The sequence below is a fragment of the Corynebacterium sp. HMSC072G08 genome (assembly GCF_001809185.1).
GTDB lineage: Bacteria > Actinomycetota > Actinomycetes > Mycobacteriales > Mycobacteriaceae > Corynebacterium > Corynebacterium phoceense.
This window is the reverse complement of sequence record NZ_KV796464.1, coordinates 26,314-45,321: the sequence shown is the minus strand read 5'-3', so window position 1 is coordinate 45,321 and position 19,008 is coordinate 26,314. Positions and strand designations below refer to the sequence as shown.

The 19,008-nt window shown below is 64.6% G+C and carries 25 protein-coding genes; 13 read left to right on the top strand and 12 right to left on the bottom strand.

The features are described from left to right. Positions 1-3 precede the first annotated feature (3 nt). Positions 4-312, top strand: a complete 309-nt coding sequence (locus HMPREF2559_RS11960; RefSeq protein ID WP_066487799.1) for a hypothetical protein — start codon at positions 4-6, stop codon at positions 310-312. Positions 313-343: 31 nt separating this feature from the next. Next, positions 344-1,135, top strand: coding sequence for a thioesterase family protein (locus tag HMPREF2559_RS11955; protein ID WP_068801547.1), 792 nt, complete (start codon positions 344-346; stop codon positions 1,133-1,135). A gap of 243 nt (positions 1,136-1,378) precedes the next feature. On the opposite strand, the gene HMPREF2559_RS13375 is transcribed toward HMPREF2559_RS11955, so the two are convergent. After that, positions 1,379-2,272 (bottom strand): cytochrome b/b6 domain-containing protein, encoded by an 894-nt coding sequence (locus tag HMPREF2559_RS13375; protein ID WP_066487812.1) that lies wholly within the window; start codon positions 2,270-2,272, stop codon positions 1,379-1,381. Between the two features lie 95 nt (positions 2,273-2,367). On the opposite strand from HMPREF2559_RS13375, the gene HMPREF2559_RS13370 reads away from it, so the two are divergent. After that, complete coding sequence (locus HMPREF2559_RS13370) at positions 2,368-3,012, top strand: hypothetical protein (RefSeq protein WP_246818480.1); 645 nt, start codon at positions 2,368-2,370, stop codon at positions 3,010-3,012. 172 nt (positions 3,013-3,184) lie between these two features. On the opposite strand, the gene HMPREF2559_RS13425 is transcribed toward HMPREF2559_RS13370, so the two are convergent. From HMPREF2559_RS13425 to rpmB, 8 genes are all read right to left on the bottom strand, one after another. Beyond that, positions 3,185-4,129 carry an electron transfer flavoprotein subunit alpha/FixB family protein gene (locus HMPREF2559_RS13425; RefSeq protein ID WP_070540898.1) on the bottom strand — a complete coding sequence of 315 codons (945 nt, stop codon included), beginning with the start codon at positions 4,127-4,129 and terminating at the stop codon, positions 3,185-3,187. A gap of 9 nt (positions 4,130-4,138) precedes the next feature. Next, a complete protein-coding gene (locus tag HMPREF2559_RS11940) occupies positions 4,139-4,948 on the bottom strand; it encodes an electron transfer flavoprotein subunit beta/FixA family protein (RefSeq protein ID WP_210387039.1) in 810 nt (269 codons plus the stop codon). A gap of 138 nt (positions 4,949-5,086) precedes the next feature. After that, positions 5,087-5,815 (bottom strand): TetR/AcrR family transcriptional regulator, encoded by a 729-nt coding sequence (locus HMPREF2559_RS11935; protein WP_066487827.1) that lies wholly within the window; start codon positions 5,813-5,815, stop codon positions 5,087-5,089. Between the two features lie 69 nt (positions 5,816-5,884). Beyond that, on the bottom strand, positions 5,885-6,655 hold the full coding sequence (locus HMPREF2559_RS11930) for a hypothetical protein (RefSeq protein ID WP_066510627.1): 771 nt from the start codon (positions 6,653-6,655) through the stop codon (positions 5,885-5,887). A 175-nt stretch (positions 6,656-6,830) separates the two neighbouring features. Continuing rightward, positions 6,831-7,079 carry a 30S ribosomal protein S18 gene (rpsR, locus tag HMPREF2559_RS11925; RefSeq protein ID WP_066487956.1) on the bottom strand — a complete coding sequence of 83 codons (249 nt, stop codon included), beginning with the start codon at positions 7,077-7,079 and terminating at the stop codon, positions 6,831-6,833. 21 nt (positions 7,080-7,100) lie between these two features. Then, a complete protein-coding gene (rpsN, locus tag HMPREF2559_RS11920) occupies positions 7,101-7,406 on the bottom strand; it encodes a 30S ribosomal protein S14 (RefSeq protein ID WP_066487833.1) in 306 nt (101 codons plus the stop codon). Positions 7,407-7,409: 3 nt separating this feature from the next. Next, positions 7,410-7,574, bottom strand: a complete 165-nt coding sequence (gene rpmG / locus HMPREF2559_RS11915; protein ID WP_066487835.1) for a 50S ribosomal protein L33 — start codon at positions 7,572-7,574, stop codon at positions 7,410-7,412. A gap of 3 nt (positions 7,575-7,577) precedes the next feature. Beyond that, on the bottom strand, positions 7,578-7,814 hold the full coding sequence (gene rpmB, locus HMPREF2559_RS11910; protein ID WP_010187623.1) for a 50S ribosomal protein L28: 237 nt from the start codon (positions 7,812-7,814) through the stop codon (positions 7,578-7,580). Positions 7,815-8,271: 457 nt separating this feature from the next. Between rpmB and HMPREF2559_RS11905 the strand changes: the two genes are divergently transcribed. The 7 genes from HMPREF2559_RS11905 to HMPREF2559_RS11875 all read left to right on the top strand — a co-directional run bounded on the left by HMPREF2559_RS11905 (position 8,272) and on the right by HMPREF2559_RS11875 (position 13,678). Further along, positions 8,272-8,544 carry a type B 50S ribosomal protein L31 gene (locus tag HMPREF2559_RS11905; RefSeq protein ID WP_066487837.1) on the top strand — a complete coding sequence of 91 codons (273 nt, stop codon included), beginning with the start codon at positions 8,272-8,274 and terminating at the stop codon, positions 8,542-8,544. Between the two features lie 15 nt (positions 8,545-8,559). Beyond that, positions 8,560-8,733: a 50S ribosomal protein L32 gene (gene rpmF / locus HMPREF2559_RS11900; RefSeq protein ID WP_066487839.1), complete on the top strand. Its 174-nt coding sequence runs from the start codon at positions 8,560-8,562 to the stop codon at positions 8,731-8,733. Between the two features lie 229 nt (positions 8,734-8,962). After that, entirely contained in the window at positions 8,963-9,664 is a 702-nt protein-coding gene (locus tag HMPREF2559_RS11895) for a response regulator transcription factor (RefSeq protein WP_066487841.1), read from the top strand. Then, positions 9,661-11,199 carry a HAMP domain-containing sensor histidine kinase gene (locus tag HMPREF2559_RS11890; protein WP_066487844.1) on the top strand — a complete coding sequence of 513 codons (1,539 nt, stop codon included), beginning with the start codon at positions 9,661-9,663 and terminating at the stop codon, positions 11,197-11,199. The genes HMPREF2559_RS11895 and HMPREF2559_RS11890 overlap by 4 nt, the downstream gene beginning before the upstream one ends. 111 nt (positions 11,200-11,310) lie before the next feature. Next, the gene (locus HMPREF2559_RS11885) at positions 11,311-12,801 is read left to right on the top strand and encodes a S1C family serine protease (RefSeq protein WP_082723224.1); all 1,491 of its coding nucleotides are present in this window, start codon (positions 11,311-11,313) and stop codon (positions 12,799-12,801) included. A gap of 121 nt (positions 12,802-12,922) precedes the next feature. After that, the gene (locus HMPREF2559_RS11880) at positions 12,923-13,459 is read left to right on the top strand and encodes a MogA/MoaB family molybdenum cofactor biosynthesis protein (RefSeq protein ID WP_066487966.1); all 537 of its coding nucleotides are present in this window, start codon (positions 12,923-12,925) and stop codon (positions 13,457-13,459) included. A 9-nt stretch (positions 13,460-13,468) separates the two neighbouring features. Continuing rightward, a complete protein-coding gene (locus HMPREF2559_RS11875; protein WP_066487847.1) occupies positions 13,469-13,678 on the top strand; it encodes a hypothetical protein in 210 nt (69 codons plus the stop codon). Between the two features lie 241 nt (positions 13,679-13,919). On the opposite strand, the gene mscL is transcribed toward HMPREF2559_RS11875, so the two are convergent. The 3 genes from mscL to HMPREF2559_RS11860 form a co-directional block, all read right to left on the bottom strand. Then, entirely contained in the window at positions 13,920-14,390 is a 471-nt protein-coding gene (gene mscL / locus HMPREF2559_RS11870; RefSeq protein WP_070540895.1) for a large conductance mechanosensitive channel protein MscL, read from the bottom strand. A gap of 189 nt (positions 14,391-14,579) precedes the next feature. Then, positions 14,580-15,302, bottom strand: coding sequence for an SAF domain-containing protein (locus HMPREF2559_RS11865; RefSeq protein ID WP_070540893.1), 723 nt, complete (start codon positions 15,300-15,302; stop codon positions 14,580-14,582). Positions 15,303-15,355: 53 nt separating this feature from the next. Further along, positions 15,356-15,934 (bottom strand): 5-formyltetrahydrofolate cyclo-ligase, encoded by a 579-nt coding sequence (locus HMPREF2559_RS11860; protein WP_246816839.1) that lies wholly within the window; start codon positions 15,932-15,934, stop codon positions 15,356-15,358. 58 nt (positions 15,935-15,992) lie between these two features. Between HMPREF2559_RS11860 and HMPREF2559_RS11855 the strand changes: the two genes are divergently transcribed. From HMPREF2559_RS11855 to HMPREF2559_RS11845, 3 genes are read left to right on the top strand one after another with little or no spacing between them, the layout of a single operon-like run. Beyond that, complete coding sequence (locus HMPREF2559_RS11855; RefSeq protein ID WP_066487861.1) at positions 15,993-16,919, top strand: UTP--glucose-1-phosphate uridylyltransferase; 927 nt, start codon at positions 15,993-15,995, stop codon at positions 16,917-16,919. Positions 16,920-16,946: 27 nt separating this feature from the next. Beyond that, complete coding sequence (gene glp / locus HMPREF2559_RS11850; protein WP_066487870.1) at positions 16,947-18,263, top strand: molybdotransferase-like divisome protein Glp; 1,317 nt, start codon at positions 16,947-16,949, stop codon at positions 18,261-18,263. Beyond that, entirely contained in the window at positions 18,264-18,947 is a 684-nt protein-coding gene (locus tag HMPREF2559_RS11845; RefSeq protein WP_066510617.1) for a GNAT family N-acetyltransferase, read from the top strand. Positions 18,948-19,008: the final 61 nt, after the last annotated feature.

Below are 19,008 nucleotides of genomic sequence, written 5' to 3'. Positions count from 1 at the left end.
GCCATGACCGCGCCGAACCCCATGCCTGCAGGCTGGTCCTGCGCAGACATGGCGGCGCAGGCCGCAGACCGACCCTCTGCCCTCGTGCAGGAGCATCTTGATGCCGCCGGTGCCCCCATGTTGGGCGCCGGCTCAGCGCTGCCTCCGCCCGAAACGTGCCTCATCACTCGTTTCGCGCGCTTTGAGTCCGCCGGCGAATTTCTCATCCTGCGCGCACTCGCGCCGGGCGTCACGCTCATGGATATCCAGCGCACGACGCCGGTGGACTATATCGTCGACCTCGACACCATTACGGCCCTACGCCGCACATAGCCCATCGATTCATTCCTTCCGAGGTGAAACTATGACAACTTCCGCACCCGATTACTTCTTTGAGCGCACCGGCCCTTCGACCTTCGCGCCCACCATCCATGGCGAAGGCGCCTGGTCCAATGAGGACTACCACTTCGCTTGCCTGGCTGGCCTTATCACGCACGTCATTGAGCAGCACCGCCTGGAACACGACGGCGGCAAGCTCGACCTTTCGCGTATCTCCTTCGACATCCTGGGCCGCCTGCCTTTCAAGGAAGCGACCATCGAGGTCACCATCAAGCGCCCCGGCCGCACCATCGAACTCGTGGAGGCCATCTGCTCCATCGGCGAGCGTCCCGTTATTATCGCGCGTGCCTGGTATCTCATCTCGGCCGATACAGCAGACGTCTCCGGCGTCGAGTTCGAACCGCTGCCAGCGCCCGCGTCCTGCCCGCCGCGTGACATGACGTCGGTGTGGAACGGCGGGCTTATCGCCCAAGTCGAGACCCGCCAGCCGCGCGCCTACCGCCCCGGGCGCGCCGCAGCCTGGATTACCTCCCCCAACCACCTCGTCAAGGACGAAGAGCCCATCGCTATCGCCGAGTTCGTCTCCCGCATTGACGTCGCCAACGGCATTGCCGTGCGCGAAGACCCCACGCGCTTCGCTTTCCCCAACGTTGACCTCACCGTGCACTTCTTCCGTCAGCCGGTGGGCGAGTGGACCGGACTCGACACCCGCGTGAGCTGGGGACCCCACGGCCTGGGACTTACTTCGTCGACGCTTCACGACGTTGAAGGCCCCGTCGGCCGCGCCGAGCAGTCGCTCACCGTCCGCGCCATGTAACTCCATGTCACCTGCGCCCTGGCTGTTCATCAGCCGGGGCGCTTTCGTGTGCCCACTTAAAAAATCCCTTCAGCACATATAGTCCCGCTTTTAACCGCTCGCACGGGCCTTATATGTCCTGAATGTAGATTTACTCTTCCGGCTGAGTTAGCCGTGCGCGACGCCTTCGGAAAAGAAGAACGTGGCCTGATCGTAAAAGCCCCGCCACCGCGAGTGCGGAAGCGGGGAAATGGCCGAGGAATCCTAGCGGTTCGTGACCGAGCCAAACCCTCGGGCGATAGGAGCGACGAAGATGGCGCGGGCGAAGTACCAGCCAGCCGCCGTGACGAGCATGGCGATGACGAAGAGGATAAAGCCCAACCAGTTGTGCGCCCAGACCTCCGGGTCCACGTCGCCGCGTGCGGCGAACATGTTGTTCAGGTTGCGGAGCAGACCCGTCGCGACAACGAGGAAGACGTGGATGCACAAGAACACGATGAAGTAGACCATCGTGGGGAAGTGGATCTTGCGAGCCAGCGGCGCCGGGTAGATCTTGTTGAGCGTCGAATTTTTCGCGGGCCACATGCCGGACATGCGCACGCCAGAGATGATGGCTAGCGGTGCCGCGACGAAGACCGTAAGGAAGTACGCAATCTGCTGGAGCGCGTTGTAGTGCACCCAACCGTTTTCCGTGGGCCAATCGAGGCTCAAGTACTGCAGACCAGACGACACGGCGTTGGGGAAGACCTCCCAGCTCGTGGGCACGATCTTCATCCACTGGCCGGTGGCGAACAACAGGATAAAGAAGATGATGCCGTTGATGACCCACAGCAGATCCAGCGCCTGGTGCAGCCACAGCGTCAGACTGATCTTGCGCTTGGGGTTCCACTTCGGGCTCCAGTAAGCGGCGGGGCGACGCTCAGTGCGCACCGTCCAGCCCGTACGCACGATCAGCACCATGAGGAAAACGTTGAAGAAGTGCGACCACGAGAGCCACACCGGCGTGCCGATGGGCGCCGAGTCTGGCATGGGCGCATGTCCCGGGTACTTCGCGAGGAACTCCTCGCCGCCCGCGCTGCCCAAGTAGGCACGCGCTGCCCACACGAGAACCACCGCGACCACGGCAAGCGCCACCACGGCGCCGATCCATTGGCCCACGCTGAGCGGACCAAACTTCTTTGGCTCCTTCTTCGCCGGGGCAGAAGACTTGGACGGCGTTTGCTTCGACGTGCCGCTAGGCTTTTGTGCCGCGGATGCCGACGCTGCAGCGACGGCTGCGCCAGCGCCCGTCGCAGCTGCTGCCGATGCCGCCGGCGCTGAGGGTGCAGCAGCTGGCACCCCAGGTGCCGCCGGAACCGCAGAGGCTGCCGGAGCCGCAGGGGCTGCCGGAGCCGCCGCAGCGCTGGGCGCGGCTGGAACACCAGCCGCCGGAGCTGCGGGAGCACCCGGCACGCCGGGAACAGCGGGCGCTGCTGGTGCGGCCGGAGCACTCGGCGCGGCCGGAACGCCTGCAGCTGGCGCTGCGGGAACTCCCGGTGCGCTCGGTGCGGCTGGTGCTACTGGCGCAGCTGGCGCAGCCGGAGCAGCGGGTGCTGCAGGAGCCGCGGGGACGCTCGAAGAAGTCGGCGCGGCCGGAACGCCAGGTGCCGCTGGGGCCGAAGTCGTGCTGGCAGTGGGGGCCGTGGGCGCTGCAGGTGCAGCGGGCGCAGTGGGTGCTGCGGAAGAGGCCGAAGCTCCAACAACGGCAGTTGCAGCGGGTGCTGCCGGGACCGCTGAGCCCGGCGGCCAGGACGGGCCGCCCTCGGCACGGGGAAGCCCGCTGCGCAGGGTGGGAGCCTGAGCCGTCTGAGGGACTGAAGTATCGTCGGCTGGTGCAGCCGGCGCGGCGGGTGCCGTAGGGGCCGCGGGCGTGGAAGGCGCCGCGGCTGCTTCGGCGGGAGCGGAAGGCGCAGGTGGGGTGGGAGTTTCGGCGGAGGGCGCTGCGGGGGCAGAAGCGGCAGGCGGCCAAGGCTCGCCATCGGGCGTGCGCGGCAAACCGCGGCGCAAATTATCGGAACTCATAGGCGGATCCTAACCCCCGTGCCCTTTGAGGGCGGCAATTAGTTGCGGAACAACGTCAAAGACGTCGCCCACAATACCGAGATCAGCGATATCGAAGATGGGGGCATCGGGGTCTTTGTTCACAGCGATGATGTGTTTGGAGGTCTGTATGCCGGCGAGGTGTTGGACTGCGCCCGAGATACCGAGCGCGATATAGAGGTCGGGGGTCACGGTCACGCCGGTCTGTCCGACCTGGGCGGTGTGGTCGATGTAGCCTGCGTCGACGGCGGCGCGGGAGGCGCCAACGGCGGCACCGAGGGCATCGGCAAGCTCGGTGACGAGTGAGAAATTCTCCGCGGAGCCAAGCCCCAGACCACCGGAGACGACGGTGGAGGCGCCGACGAGGCCGGGGCGGTCCGTCGACGCGGGCGCCGTCTCGCGCGGGGTGATAGACAGGCGTGCGCCTGACCCGGGGACATCGAGCACGGTGACGTTTTGCTCGGCAGCCGGCGCGCGGTGGTCGATGGAGCCAGGCTGCAGCGTGATGAGCGGTGCGCCGAAGGTGGGCGCGGAGACGGAAGTAAAAGTGCCGCCGAAGGCCGCGTGGTGGGCGAGCACACCCTGCTCGTCGTGTTCAAGGCCGGTGGCGCGGGCGCTCACGGGCAGGCGCAGCTGGACGGACAACAGCGCCACTACATCGCGGCCTTGGGGGGAGTGCGGCGCGAGGAGGGCGAGCGGCGGAGCGGCGGCGTAGGCGGCGCGGGCGGTGGCGGCGGCATCGGCAGGCGTGGCCCAGGTGGGGCCTTGGAAAATCTGGGTGGCGCCGAGACTCGCGAGGGCCGCGGGGTCAGCGTTGGCGGGGGCGACGGCGACGGGCGTGCCTACGAGCGCGGCGGCGCCGAGGAGGTCCGCGGTGGAGGCAGCGGGCACGCCGTCTGGCGTGAAGTCAGGGATGACGAGAATGATATCGGTCATGGTGGTCTCCTAAGACGGCTGGGCGGCAAGCTTGTGGGTGAATAGGTACTCGGCGATGGCCTGGCCGGCCGAGCCGTCGTCGGTGAGTTTCTGCCCGGCCTCCTTCGGCGGTCGATGTGCCACGGCGGTCATGATGGTGCGGGCGACGGAAAAGTCCTCGGCGTCGAGGCCGAGCTCGGCGAGGCTGAGCGTGGTGAGCGGCTTCTTCTTCGCGGCCATGATCCCCTTGAAGTTCGGGAAGCGGCCGTCGGGGAAGGCCTCGGTGAGCGAGACGACGGCGGGCAGCTCGGCGCGGACGTCGGCGTCCTCGCAGGCACCGGTGAGCGTCGTGCCATCAAGCGTGAGGGCGGTGAGTTCGCTGAGGTGCGGCATGTCCAGCCAGGCGGCGATCATGGCAGGCACGAGCCCGCCGATGCCGTCTGTCGACGCGTTGCCCGCAACAATCAGGTCATAGGGTTCCCCGGCGTGACGTAGGGCAGCGGCGAGGGCCTCAGCAGTGAGCGTGAGGTCGGCGCCGAGGAGCGCGGGGTCGGTGACGTGGAAGGCGGCGTCGGCGCCCATGGCGAGAGCCTTGCGAATGGTGGCGGTGGCGTTCTCCGGAGCCATGGCGAAAGCGTGGACCTCCGAGGCGGGGTGATCTGCGGCGAGGGTGAGGGCGAGCTCGACGGCGCGTTCGCAGATTTCGTCAAGGACGGGGTCACTCGCGGCGCGCTCGACGAGGCCAGTGGTGAGATTGAGGGCGCGCTCGCCGAAGGTATCGGGAACCTCTTTGAGGAGGACGGCGATGCGCAGTCCGCTGGTAGAAGCTGGTGGGGTCATGGACGGCTCCGTTCGTGGCTCGAGATTTCAGTTAATCACTAGTAACTGAAGTTAGGCGAAAACTGTGACCTGTGCAACGAAAACGTAAAACGCGCTCGCACCGTGGGGGGGTGGGAGCGCGCGGGGACTGGCTTGAATTTACTTCGTAGCCTGCTTCTTTGTGGCCTTCTTGGTCTGCTTCTTCGCCGTGGCCGTGGCGATGGAGTCGTTGCGGTTCTTGAGCAACTCGAGGGTGGCCTCGTAACGGTCTTCGGGTGGGGTGGCGCCGAGGGCGGCCAGGGCGGCATCGGCAAGCATGACCGCGGTGTCTGGAATGGACTGGGCCGGCTCATAGGGCGGCGTGCCGTTGTTGGGGCGCATCTCGATGACAGAAAGTGCGATGTGGAAGGGCAGCTCGACGCGCGGGTCATCCTCGCCGACGATGGCGCGGGCGTGGCTACGGAAGTAGTTCTGTAGCGCGGTGCGGGCCTCGTGGTACTCAGAGAACTCCTCCGAGTTGGCGACCGGCAGCTGGTACAGGCGGCCGACGTTCCAACCGCTGGTGAGTAGCAGGCGGGCCTCGGCGGCGACAAGTGCCCAGAGGATGAGCTCCGGTTCGGCTTCCGAGTGGTCGAGCTCCTCGGCCAGACCGAGAGAGGGCTCGATGGTGGAATTCAGGAGCGTGAGGAAGATTTCCGTCTTGGACGGGAAGTGGTAGTACAGCGAGGCCTGACGAATGCCCACGGCTTCCGCGATCTGGTGCGTAGACGTCGTGGCGAAGCCCTGCGTGGTGAAGAGCTCAGCGGATGCGTCGAGGATCTCCTCGCGCGCCGTGCTGCCGCGGCGCCGAGGGCTATGTTTACGCGGCCTACCTACAGCACCTGCCATGGTGGGACGCCTCCTTCCAGAAAACCGTTACTCTTAACACGACTACACTACCCGATAAACAAATAGAATTTAATTCTGGCTTGCCTGCAAGCCATCAAACACGGCGGCGACCATGCGGCAGGCCGCGCCGTAGGCCGTGCGGTCAAGCGGTGGGAGATCGCCCAATCGCAGCGGGTGGCCGTCCACGTGGTCGCGCCAGTTGCGCAGCTCGAGCGCAAGACCGGTTTCCCAGGCCTGCGTGAGCGCGTCGCGCTGGCTGGAGGTGAGAAGCTCACGCTCGTGGCCGATGGCGATGCGGTCTGGCGTGGGACGTGGCGCGGGGGCCGCCCAGCGCGCGATGGCGGCGATGGGGGAGAGTAGGTGTGCGCGCACGTCGACGAGGACGTCGCGATCCGGCAGGCCATCCACGACGCGCAGCGGCTGCGGACGTTGCGCGAGTGCCTCCTCGAGTAACTGCTCCTCACCGCCGGTGCCCACGGGCAGGCCGGCATCGACACGATTGGCGGCGCTGTCCTTGCCCGTCGTGGCCTTGAGTCCGACGGATGCAAATAGCTCTTCGAGGTCTGAGTCTTCACCGAGCCAGTAGATGGTGGTCGTGGGGATGGCGTCGCCCGTGGCCGCCGCTCCGGTGAGCCGGACGGGGGAGTCCAGACCTGGGGAACGGAGGACATCGGCAAGCACGCGCGAGAACCACGCGGCGAGTGCCACCTCATCCTCGCGGTGGTCGACGGCATTGCGCACAAGGTCCTGTGCCTCCGCGAGAATACCGCGGGCGGCCGCCGGGGACTCGCAACGGGCAGCGAGTTCGCCCAAGTCCACGAGGGAAGGGTGCAATGCCATGTGTCAACGCTCCTTGATTCACTAGGCTCAGGGGGATCTGTGCTAGCAAGAAATAGTAGCACCCCGCAATGCATGCATTGCGGGGCAGAAAGAGAGGTGGAAAAGCACGACATCCCGCCGCCCACGAGGAGGGAAGCGGGATGGGTACAAACGCTGTTGAAACCCTGCTACTGATTTAGCGGGTGGTGAACGGCAGGAGAGCCATTTCGCGAGCGTTCTTCACAGCGGTAGCGACCTGGCGCTGCTGCTGCGGGGTCAGACCCGTGACGCGACGGGAACGGATCTTGTGACGATCCGAGATGAACAGACGCAGGGTCTTGGTGTCCTTGTAGTCAACCTTCTCGATACCCTCTGCCTTGAGCGGGTTCTTCTTCGGGCGACGGGACTGTTCCATGCGGAACTTCTTGGAGTTATTACGCTTCATAGCCATTGGTCGTTTCTCCCTTTACCAGCTGGACTTACGAACGCCCGGCAGCTCACCACGGTGAGCCATGCCGCGCATACGGACACGGGACAGACCGAACTTGCGGAGGTAGCCGCGCGGACGACCATCGGCCGAGTCGCGGTTACGCACGCGAGACGCGGAAGCGTCGCGCGGCTGACGGTTGAGCTCGAACTGTGCGTCCAAGCGGTCCTCGTCAGAGGTGTTCGGGTTCTTGATGATGGCCTTGAGCTCAGCGCGACGCTCCGCGTAGCGGGCGACGATTTCCTTGCGCTGCTCGTTCTTGGCGATCTTAGACTTCTTAGCCATAGATTAACGCTCCTCGCGGAATTCGACGTGCTTGCGGGCGATCGGATCGTACTTCTTCATGGAGATACGATCCGGATTGTTGCGCTTGTTCTTACGGGTCACGTAGGTGTAACCGGTGCCCGCAGTGGACTTCAGCTTGATGATCGGGCGAATGTCATTACGTGCCATCGGTTAGATCTTCTCCCCACGGGCGCGGATCTTCGCAACGACGGACTCGATGCCGTCGCGGTCAATGATCTTCATGCCCTTAGTAGAAACGGTCAGGGTGATGGTGCGGCCCTCGGAGGGCAGGTAGTAGCGACGACGCTGCACATTGGGGTTCCAACGGCGCGACGTGCGGCGGTGCGAGTGCGAGACCTGCTTGCCGAATTCCGGCTTGCGGCCCGTTACCTGGCAAATAGCCGACATGGGTCTTCTTTCTCCTAGCCGCCCACATCATGGCTTTGTTTGTCCGGCATGTATCTGCGTGAGGGGCAGCGCGCTTTAAAGTGAGGTAAGCGGCGGAACATGCTGGGCAAAACGCCAGTAGACGGGGCGTTATACGTACATTGTGACAACAGCAAGGGGAAAGTCTACCGTTCGAGACGTCAATTACCTAATCGCGCCGTAGCGCAGCGTGTGCGGAGGCGATTTCTTTTAAGGTCGTGTGACCTGTATGATTGTTCAAGTTGTCGACGCGCGGGTGCTTGGCTCCTCTTTACTTAAAGGGATACCATACCGTGTGTTCGATATCTTTAGTACACGACATACATCCCAACTCGGGCACGATCCTTGGATGCGCGTGCTGCCGGCTGGCTCCAGTGGGGCTGCGCGGCGAAGCCTCGCAAGGAACCGACCCGTAGTTCAACCCTGAGGGAAGATATATATGAAGAAGGATATCCACCCGGATTACCACCCGGTGGTCTTCCAGGACGCTGGCACTGGCCACAAGTTCCTGACCAAGTCCACTGCCTCCTCCGACCGCACCGTCGAGTGGGAAGATGGCAACGAGTACCCGCTCATCGTCGTTGACGTGACGAGCGAGTCCCACCCGTTCTGGACCGGTGCACAGCGCGTCATGGACACCGCTGGCCGCGTCGAGAAGTTCAACCAGCGCTTCGGTGGCATGGCCCGCCGTAAGAAGAAGTCTGCGAAGTAAGGAGGATAGTAGAAAATGGCAACTCCTAAGTTCAAGATGTCCCGCGCGAACACGCGCGCTCGCCGCTCCCAGTGGAAGGCTGACAACGTCGCCCTTCAGGAAGTGAAGATTGACGGCCAGACCGTGCGCATCCCGCGCCGTCTGGTGAAGGCCGCGAAGCTCGGCCTCATCGACGTCGAGCAGTTCTAGTTTTGCAGGGTCATGTGCCCTGTAGTAAAAACTAGTTGACGCCTCACCTTTTGGGGGTGGGGCGTTTCTGTATTTTCGGTCGAACCTTGCACCTTAATAGTCGTATCTCTAAGGTTGTGTTTGGTCAGATGAGCTTTATGGGACGTCATCGTCGTACCGCGCCGATCGCTATCCTTAATAAAGGCTTTGGACTTCGAAAACCCAGTGTAGATAAGGAATAATGGCGCCTATGAAAATTTTGGTCGTCGATGACGAACAGGCAGTGCGTGAATCGCTGCGCCGCTCATTGAGCTTTAACGGATATGAAGTCCTCCTCGCGTCCGATGGCGCTGAGGCGATAACGATCGTCCAGGACGAGAACCCGGACATCATGGTTCTTGACGTCAACATGCCGAACATGGATGGTCTCGAGGTCTGTCGCACGCTGCGTAGCGAAGGCTGGGGTCGTCCGATTCTCATGCTCACTGCGCGTGACGGTGTCTCTGATCGTGTCGCTGGTCTCGACGCTGGCGCGGACGATTACCTGCCCAAGCCTTTCGCTCTCGAGGAGCTCTTGGCTCGCGTGCGTTCCCTCGTCCGGCGTGCCGCGGCTGATGCGAACGCGAGCTCCCGCCCGGCGGCGAGCACCAAGCTGGCGTTCGAGGACCTCAAGCTCGACGGGGACACACGCGAGGTCTCGCGCGGCGACCGCGCCATTTCGCTCACTCGCACGGAATTCTCTTTGCTGAAGCTGCTTATGGAGAACCCGCGCAAGGTGCTCTCTCGTAACACCATCCTCGAAGAGGTGTGGGGCTACGACTTCCCAACCTCCGGCAACGCACTCGAGGTCTACATCGGCTACCTGCGTAAGAAGACGGAGGCGGGCAACGAGCCACGTCTCATCCACACCGTGCGTGGCGTGGGCTACGTGCTGAGGGAGACGACTCCGTGATTCTGAGGAAGCCCGCGCCTGACGCTGTGGCTTCCGCTGAATCTGGATTTGATCCGCGTACCGAGCCTTGGGGCGAGGCGAGCGGATGGGAGCAGCGGGCGCCACTGAAGTGGCGCCTGTCACTTGTGACGGGCGTGGTCGTCGCCATCGTCGTGACCATCACGACCTTGGCGACGTACGCGGCCGTGTCTGCAATGCTCACCGCGAACGTGGATCGCATGCTTGGGCGTGACGTGACCTCGCTCCTCGAGACCACGATGAAGTTGGAATCGAACGAGCAGATTACCCAAGTCATCGACTCCTACAAGGCCTATCACCCGGACACCCGCGTGGCGTTTTCACCGCCTAACTGGGCTTTCGTGTACGGCGACTCGATACCCGTGGGCGGTGAATTTAGCTTTTCGGGCGCTGGGTCCTCCACGTCCGTGCGCACCGTGGGCGGTGAGCGCATCGTGGCCAAACGGCACGACAATGGCTCGCTCGTTGTCGTGGCCCGTGATTTGACGGATATCAACGCGCTTATCACGACGCTGGGAACGGTCCTCGTTGTCATTACGGCATTGGGCATCCTTGCCGCCATCCTTGCTGGCATGTGGGTCTCGAAGTCCGGTCTGCGGCCGATTACGCGCCTGCAGAAGGCCGCTGACTACGTGACGCAGACGGGCGACCTTCGTCCCATCCTTGTGGTGGGTAGCGATGAGATGGCGCAGCTCACCATCTCCTTCAACGAGATGCTCGTGGCGCTGCAGGAGTCTCGCAAGCGCCAATCCCAGTTCGTGGCCGACGCCGGCCACGAGCTCAAGACGCCCCTGACGTCTATGCGTACCAATATCGAGCTACTCATGATGCTCAACCGCCCGGGCACGACGGCCAATATCTCCGACCAAGACCGCAAGGACTTGGAAGACGACGTGTTGGCGCAGATGACGGAGCTGTCCACGCTCATCGGCGATCTCGTTGACTTGGCGCGCGAGGACGCGGCCGAGAAACAAACCGAGACCGTCGAGCTTCACGAGGTGCTGGAAACCTCCCTCGAGCGTGCACGCCGCCGCCGTCCGGACGTGGACTTCAAGATCCGCATTTCGCCGTGGATCATGGAGGGCGACCAGTTCGCCTTGGGCCGCGCGACGCTCAACCTCATGGACAACGCAGCCAAGTGGTCGCCGCCGCAAGGCACCGTGCGCGTGTCCATGCGCCAAATCAGCGACTACGAAATGCGCCTGCGCGTCGACGACTCGGGCCCCGGCATTCCCGTCGAGGATCGCGAGAAGGTCTTCGAGCGTTTCTATCGTTCCGCCGAGGCACGGTCTATGCCGGGCTCCGGTCTAGGCCTGGCCATCGTGAAGCAGGTTATCGAGCGTCACGAGGGCACGATTACTGTGCGCGAGTCCGCAGATGGCGGCACGCGCATGGAGGTGATCGTCCCAGGCCACCCAGGTGATGGCGAGGTCTACGAGGACGCCGGCGTCGACGCAGGAGAAACTGCCAGCGAGCGCAAGGAAGAATTCGCCAAGCGGTGGTTTAACCAGCGCTAATCTCCCGGCGCGCGGGCAGCCACAAGGCCCACAGTTTATTGCCAGTATTTCTAAGCGGACTCGCAGATTAGTTGCAGAGTTGGCTCAGCCATTCGTTGCACAATAAGTCGCATGACTTTCTGGAACAAGAACCAGAGCGAGCCGCAGGACGGCCACTCGGCGGATAATAGCGATATCACGAACTCTCACGCAGCAGAGGACACAGAGCGCGTAGCGGATAAGGAGCCCTATGGCTCCGAGGCTCATTATGGTTCGACGGCAACCCCGGCAGGGGATGCCGCAGGTTCCCGTGGTGAGCGCTTCGACGAGACCCGCGAGATAGCAGCGCAGGGCCAGCCGAGTCCCACGTATTCGCAGGGCTGGAACCAGCCGCGCACGGAGGATGCGCAGGCAGCTCAGGCGGCGCAATCGGCGCAGCGCCAGCAGCCCTACGCCGCGTGGTTGGGGCAAGGGGCGGGCGCGGGTTACGGCGCCGCCCCCACAGCCGTGGCCCCGCGTGCTGAGAAGTCGAAGAAGTCGGTGAGTCTGCCCGCCGCCTTGGCGCTCATGCTGGCCGGTTCGGTGGCCGCAGGCTCGATTACCGGTGTTGTTGTCTCGAAGAATAGCGATGACTCCGGCACCGCCACCGTCAACGAGGTACTCAACCAGCCGGTGTCGAATACCGAGCCCTCGGGCGATAGTACTAACTCTGACTCCGGCATTGAGGATGTCGCGTCCAAGGTGCTGCCGTCCGTCGTCGCCATTCAGCTCATGACGCGCACCGCTGTCGAGTCGGGCTCCGGCTCCATTATTTCGCCGGACGGCTACGTGCTCACCAACCATCACGTCATCGCGGACGCGAGCCAGGGCGAGCTCGAGGTCACCCTGAACGACGGCTCCAAGCACACCGCGCGGGTGATTGCTTCGGACGCCAACACGGACGTGGGTATTATCAAGATCGACGACGTGCAGGATCTGCCGTACCTCGAGTTCGGCGACTCCTCCTCGCTTAAGGTCGGACAACAGGTCGTCGCCGTGGGCTCCCCGCTGGGGCTAAACGCGACGGTGACCTCGGGTATCGTCTCCGCGCTCAACCGCCCAGTGCGTGCCTCCCAAGAAGGCGGCGAGTCCTCGCTCATCGACGCCATCCAAACGGACGCGGCGGTCAACCCCGGCAACTCCGGCGGCCCGCTCGTGGACATGAACGGCAAGCTCGTGGGCATGAACTCCATGATCGCGTCGCTGTCGTCCGGCTCCTCCTCGTCTGAGGCGGGGTCCATCGGCCTGGGCTTTGCCATCCCGTCCGTCTTTGCGAAGCGCATGGCGGACCAGCTCATCAACAAGGGAGAGGTCACCCACCCCATGCTCGGCGTGCAGGTTGCCGCGCAGCAGCTTTTCGATGGCGCCTATGTCGCCGGCGTCGAGCCGAACAGCCCGGCGGACAAGGCGGGGCTCAAGAAAGGCGACGTTATCACCCGCGTCAACGAACGGCTCATCGATTCTGCTGACTCGCTTATCGCCGCGACCCGTTCCCAGGAATTCGGCGCCACCGTTACCCTCGAGGTCACCTCCGAAGGGGAGGATTCTCCGCGACAGGTAGAGGTAACCCTCACGAGCGAGTAAATTAAGGAACACCGTACATCCCCTAAGAAGAGGAGGGCGCATGACGTCTCCCGTAGACACCCCGCACGCTGGCGATCCACTGGCCGGCTTGGATCTGGACGCCCAGTCCTCGCAGGCGCTCATGGACATCGCCGAGCCGGATGATGATTTCCTCATCGCCACGGAGCGTGAATCCCGCGCTCAGGCCCCGCGCCGCGCGCTCGCTGTCCTCATCACGGACCACCCGGATGAGATGACGGATGAGACCACCCGTCTCGTCACCGAGCTGCTCGTCGAGGCCGAGTTCCAGGTCGATGGGTGCCTCGTGGTGAAGTCGAAGAAGTCCAAGATTCGCCAGGCCATCGAGACCGCCGTCGTGGGCGGCGTCGATCTCGTGGTGACCGTCGGCGGCACAGGCGTGGGCCCGCGCGATAAGACGCCGGAGGCTACCCGCGACGTCCTCGACCAGATGGTTCCAGGCATCGCCCAGGCCCTGCGCTCCTCGGGCCAGGCCTGTGGCGCCGTCGACGCGTGCGTGTCCCGCGGCATCGCCGGTGTGTCCGGCTCCACCGTCGTGGTGAACTTGGCGTCCTCGCGTGCGGCCCTGCGCGATGGCATGGCCACCCTGCCGGCGCTCGTCCACCACCTCGTGGACCAGCTCCAGCGCTACAGCGTCTAGGAGGCAGCTATGACTCAGCCCCGCAAGCGTCGGCGCGCGACACGGCTTTCCGATGCCCCCAACTACGACCGCACCGCCGACCGTCCACCGTTCCAGTCGGCCTTTGGCCCCGACGGCGAGCGCGCCGTACCCGTCGACGATGAAGCCGCTGCGGCAGGGGAGGAACTCACCGGCGAGGAGTTCTACCGCGCGCAACAGCCGCCGCACTACGGCGCCTAAACCCCTGCCCGAATCCTGTGCGCCAGATCGTCCTCACTGAAATCTCCGTTCCGACGACGGCACTGTCCCGAAAGCAATAATCCCAGGTCGCGAAGAATTTCTCCCGCGAAGGAGAAGGCCGCGACCAGGGCACATGGCTTTCGGGACAGTGCTTTTGTGTGTCGCGCATAGAAAAGACCCGGGTGCTCTTCGTAGCAGAAGAGCGCCCGGGCTTGGTGCGGCAGCGCGAGTGCGCGGCTACTTATGCCTGGTGACGGCCACCGTCGAGATCGGTCTCGCGGTTGTTGGTGGCCTTCTCGTCGTACGAGACGGCGCCAGCCTTGTTAGCCTCGAGCAGGTCGCGGATCTCGGTGAGGAGCTCCTCGGTGGTCGGAGCCGGTTCCTCCGGGTCGATGCCCTTGCGACGCTGAGCGGCCTCGTTGAACTTGTTCATCGGCATGATGATGATGAAGTACACAACGGCGGCGACGATAAGGAAGTTCAGAGCAGCGGTGATGATGGCGCCGAGGTCGACGAGGGTAGCCTCGTTGCCCTCGCGGAGGCGGTAGGCGAAACCATCAACGTTGGCACCGCCGAAGAGGGCGATGATCGGGTTGATGAGGTGATCGGACACGGCGGTGACGATGGCCGTGAACGCAGAACCGATAATGACGGCGGTAGACAGTTCGATGACGTTGCCGCGGAGAATGAAGTCCTTAAAACCCTTGAGCATGGGGTTCCTTTCCATAAAAATATCCGGAATCGTCTCGTTTAGTGGAAATGATTACCGGAGCATAGATTTCTTAACTTGGTGAAAGTGTAGGTTAAGCACGGCAGCAATGCTATTTATCCTCCCTGTATGCCACCTGTACGCCGCTGTGCCCGACGTAAATTCCTGCAAAAAATTTCTCAGGATTTGAGATCATCCCGTCGCTCGGGGCCCGGTGATGACGACTGTAAGGGGTCCGCTGAGGCTCGCCGCGGCGACGCGGTCAGCCTCCGTGGCGGGCAGCGCTACGAGAATCGTTCCGGGGCGCGCCTGCCCCTTACCGCCCTCGGGTAGCGCCGTCGCCACGACCCTGCCACCTGCAGCGACGAGCGCCGCTGCACTCGTCTCTGGAGTTGCATCAGCCACAGGAATTCCGTCGTCCGGACCGGCGCCGGCGACCCCGGCACCGGGTGGCGCGGCGGCCGTCACGATGCTGACGGTGTCGCCGTGGTGGAGCAACGCCGCGATGTCGGGCTCGGCCAGTTTGAGAGGCACCATGTGCAATCCTGGGTCCGAAAAACTTTGTGTGGTATCACTCACCCCCAGCAATCGGGCGGGCGTGAGGACCTCACCAACGCTGCCCGCGGCGACGAGCACGGAGCCCGCCGGAGTGTCCTCCGGTCCCAGTGCTGCGGCGGGAATCACTTCCTTGGGCACGCGGCGCAGTTCGACGTCGCCGTCGCCCACCACCGAGCCCGCCGGGACGTCACGGGCAAAAACGTAGACCTGCGGGTGCTCGCGCACACTGGCGGCCGCGCTGAGCCCCGCCGCGAGCACGAGCGCCCCTGCGAACCCGCGGCGCAGGATGAGCGTGCGCCCGCGCCCCGGCGTGGACAACTGTTGGCGCGCATGCGCGAGTCGAATGGAAAGCTTCATGCCTCATTAGACTGCGCGCTCCGCCCAAAGGTTCCCGCCGCGGCGGAGGAGTTCTAGGACAGCGGCAGCGCGCGTACGCCCGACTGCGTAAGTACCGCGTTCATCACGGCATCGTGCGGCTCGGCGGGGACGTCCTCGCGCACCTCGTCGTCGAAGACAAGGACGAGGGTGTCCGTGTCCACGCCCGCGAGCGCGCGATCGTAGTAGCCCGCGCCCTTGCCCATGCGCACCCCGGCGGGGGAGACCGCGAGTGCTGGCACGAAGATAAGGTCCAACTCGGCCAGCAGGCTCGAGTCGCGGCGCGGGCCCGTGGGCTCGCCAATCCCTAGCGCGCCCGGGGCGAGCGACTCGGCGCCTTCGTAGCGTGCCCAGAGGAGCTGGCCGTCGTCGCCGGAGATGGGCAGCCATACCTCGGCCGCGCTGGCGTAGAGGGTCTCGGTAAACGCCGCGCCACCAGGTTCTGGGCCCAGCGGAGCGTAGGCCGCGATGCGCAGACCCGCGGCGCGGCGTGCGGCCTCGGCGGCGATGGCGTCATTCGCCGCGGCAAATGAGGGGGTCGCGGCGAACGCGCGGCGTGCTGCGGTGAGCTCGGTGCGCAGGCGCTTCTTCGACTCAAATTTTGCGTCAATCACACCGTAAAACAGTAGTCGGTTCACAAGATGAGAGGGCGTAGCAGGTAGGCTGGCCGTTATGGCTACTACATGTGACGAGGCTCCGCTGGGCGTGAAAACGGTCGTCGTCCCTGCCGCTGGCATGGGCACCCGCTTCCTTCCCGCTACCAAAACGGTGCCTAAAGAACTTCTCCCCGTGGTTGATACCCCGGGTATCGAACTCATCGCAGAGGAGGCCGCGTCTTTGGGCGCAGCCCGTTTGGCGATCATCACCGCTCCCAATAAGCAGGAGGTCATGCGTCATTTCGATGAGTTCCCTGAGCTCGTCGCGACGCTGCAGTCCCGCGGCAAGGATGAGCAGGCCGCCAAGGTCGAGCGCGCCGCGAAGATCATCAAGCCGGTCTCCATCCCGCAGGATAAGCCATTGGGCTTGGGCCACGCTGTGGGCCTGGCCGAGTCCGTTCTCGATGACGACGAGGATTGCTTCGCCGTCATGCTCCCAGACGACATCGTCATGCCCGCCACCGTGCTCGAGGACATGGCGCGCGTGCGCCGTGAGCTGGGGGGCTCCGTGCTGTGCGCCGTCGAGGTCTCGCGCGAAGAGACGTTCAACTACGGCGTCTTCGAGGTCGAAGACACGGACAACGACAACGTGAAGAAGGTCGTGGGCATGGTGGAAAAGCCAGAGCCCAAGGACGCCCCGTCCAACCTCGTGGCCACCGGCCGCTACCTGCTTGACCGCAAGATCTTTGATGCCCTGCGCAAGATCACTCCGGGCAAGGGCGGCGAGCTGCAGCTTACCGACGCCATCGATCTGCTCATCGACGCCGGCGAGCCCGTCCACGTGGTCATCCACCACGGCACGCGCCACGATCTCGGTAACCCGGGCGGTTACATTCCGGCATGTGTCGATTTTGGTCTGCGTTCGGACAAATACGGCCCGGCGCTGTATAAATCACTCAAGGCTATCTTGGCTTCTTATGAAGCCGAGCACGCTGCTGAGTAACACCCTTCGATAGGAGATGGATCATCCATGCGTTCAGTTGAGGAACAGCTAGAGCTCATCACACAGGTGGCGGTCACCCCGGAACCCGTGCGTATCGCGATTGCGAATGCTTTAGGCCTCATGAGCGCCGAGGAGGTCCAAGCCAATGAGCCGCTGCCGGGCTTCCCGCAGGCGGCCATCGACGGGTACGCGGTGCGCGCCGTCGACATCGGCGGCGAGAAGGGCCTTTCCGCACGCCGTCCCGCTCCCGAGGCGGAGGCCGAGGGTGAGGAGGGCGCGGCGGCGCAGGAGGCGGCATCGGCAAGCTCGGTGGAGCGCTCCCTGCCCGTCGTGGGCGAGGTCCCCGCGGGCTCGCGCCAGCCGCTGCGTCTGCAGCCCAAGCAGGCTGTGCGCGTCTATACCGGCGCGCCGTTGCCCACGCTTGCCGATGCCGTCCTTCCGCTGGAATGGACCGACCGCGGGCGCAAGCGCGTCACAGCGTTGCGTCCCGTGCGCTCCGGTGACTTCGTGCGCGGCGTGGGCGACGATATCCAGCCCGGCGATGTCGCGGTGAGTTCCGGCACGGTGCTCACCCCGGCGCACATCGGGCTGCTCGCGGCCGTGGGTCGCAGTAAGGTGCTCGTCTATCCGCGCCCGCGCGTGACGATCATTTCTTATGGCAAGGAACTCGTCGATATCGACAAGGAGACCGGCTTGGGCCAGGTCTACGACGTCAATTCCTATGCGCTCGCGGCGGCGGCGAAGGAGGCCGGAGCGGATGTGCACCGCGTGGGCCTCGTGGAGGGCGAGCCGCGCCGTATTCGCGAAACCATTGAGACGCACGTTGCGCGTTCGGAAATCGTGGTCATCTCCGGTGCCGTGGGCGGCGCTGGCGCCGACGAAATCCGTAAGGTCCTCGACCAGCTCGGCGATATCGATACGACGCGCGTGGCCATGCATCCGGGCTCGGTCCAGGGCTTTGGCGTGCTGGGCGAGTCCCGTGTGCCGACGTTCCTCGTGCCGTCCAATACGGTCTCCGCGCTCGTCATCTTTGAGGTCTTCGTGCGCCCGCTCATTCGCTTGAGCCTGGGCAAGCGCGTCGGTGCGCGCCGCGTCGTGCGTGCCCGTGCGCTCAACCACATCGAGTCGCGTCCCGGCCGCCGCGGCTACATCCGTGCGCGGCTCATGCGCGACGCCCAGACAGCGGACTACCTCGTGGAAGGCCTGGGAGGTGCTGCGGGTGCCCCCGCGCACCTGCTCGCGGGCCTGTCTCACGCCAACGCGATCATCCGCGTGCCGGAAGACGCCACGGATATTCGCCCGGGCGATGTGGTCGACGTCCTGTTCATTACGCAGCGCAACTAGATGTGGAATTTCTTTGGCCGTCGCTTCGATACCCCGGCGACTGGCCCCACTGATACGTATCACCCCGGCTGGCCGGAGGCGACGCCTGCCGTGCGCATTCCCGGCGGCGAGCTCGTGCAGCTGCGCCCCGTGCTCAGCCGCGATGGCGAGGACTGGCGCCAAATGCGCGTGCTCGACGAGTGCTATCTGCGCCCCGTCGAACCCACCGCGCCAACGGGCTGGGAGGCCGCGCACACGCGTGCGGCGTGGCACAATCACCTGTCCTTCCTGCGGTCCTCGGCCCGGGAGGGAAGCATCGTCCCACTTGCTATCACCGTAGGGGGTGACTTTGCGGGCCAAGTGACGCTGGGCAATATCCAACACGGCGCCATCCGCGAATGCTGGATTGGCTACTGGGTCTTCTCCGCGTTCCAGGGTGCCGGCGTGGCCACGGCCGCGTGCGCTCTAGGGGTCGACCATGCCTTTGATCGGGTGGGCCTCCACCGCGTCACGGCGACGTATATGCCGGGCAACCCCGCCTCGGGCGCGGTGCTTCACCACTGCGGCTTCCGCGACGAGGGCTACCTGCGCCGCAACCTCCACATCGACGGCGAGTGGCACGACCATCACCTCGTGGCCATCAACATCGATGACTACGACTCGACGGCCGCGGCACGGCTGCGTGCGGCGGGCCGGATCCTCTAGTGCGCCACGGGTGACTGCGGCGCGACACGGCGCGACGCGGGGACACCCGATCGACACACGA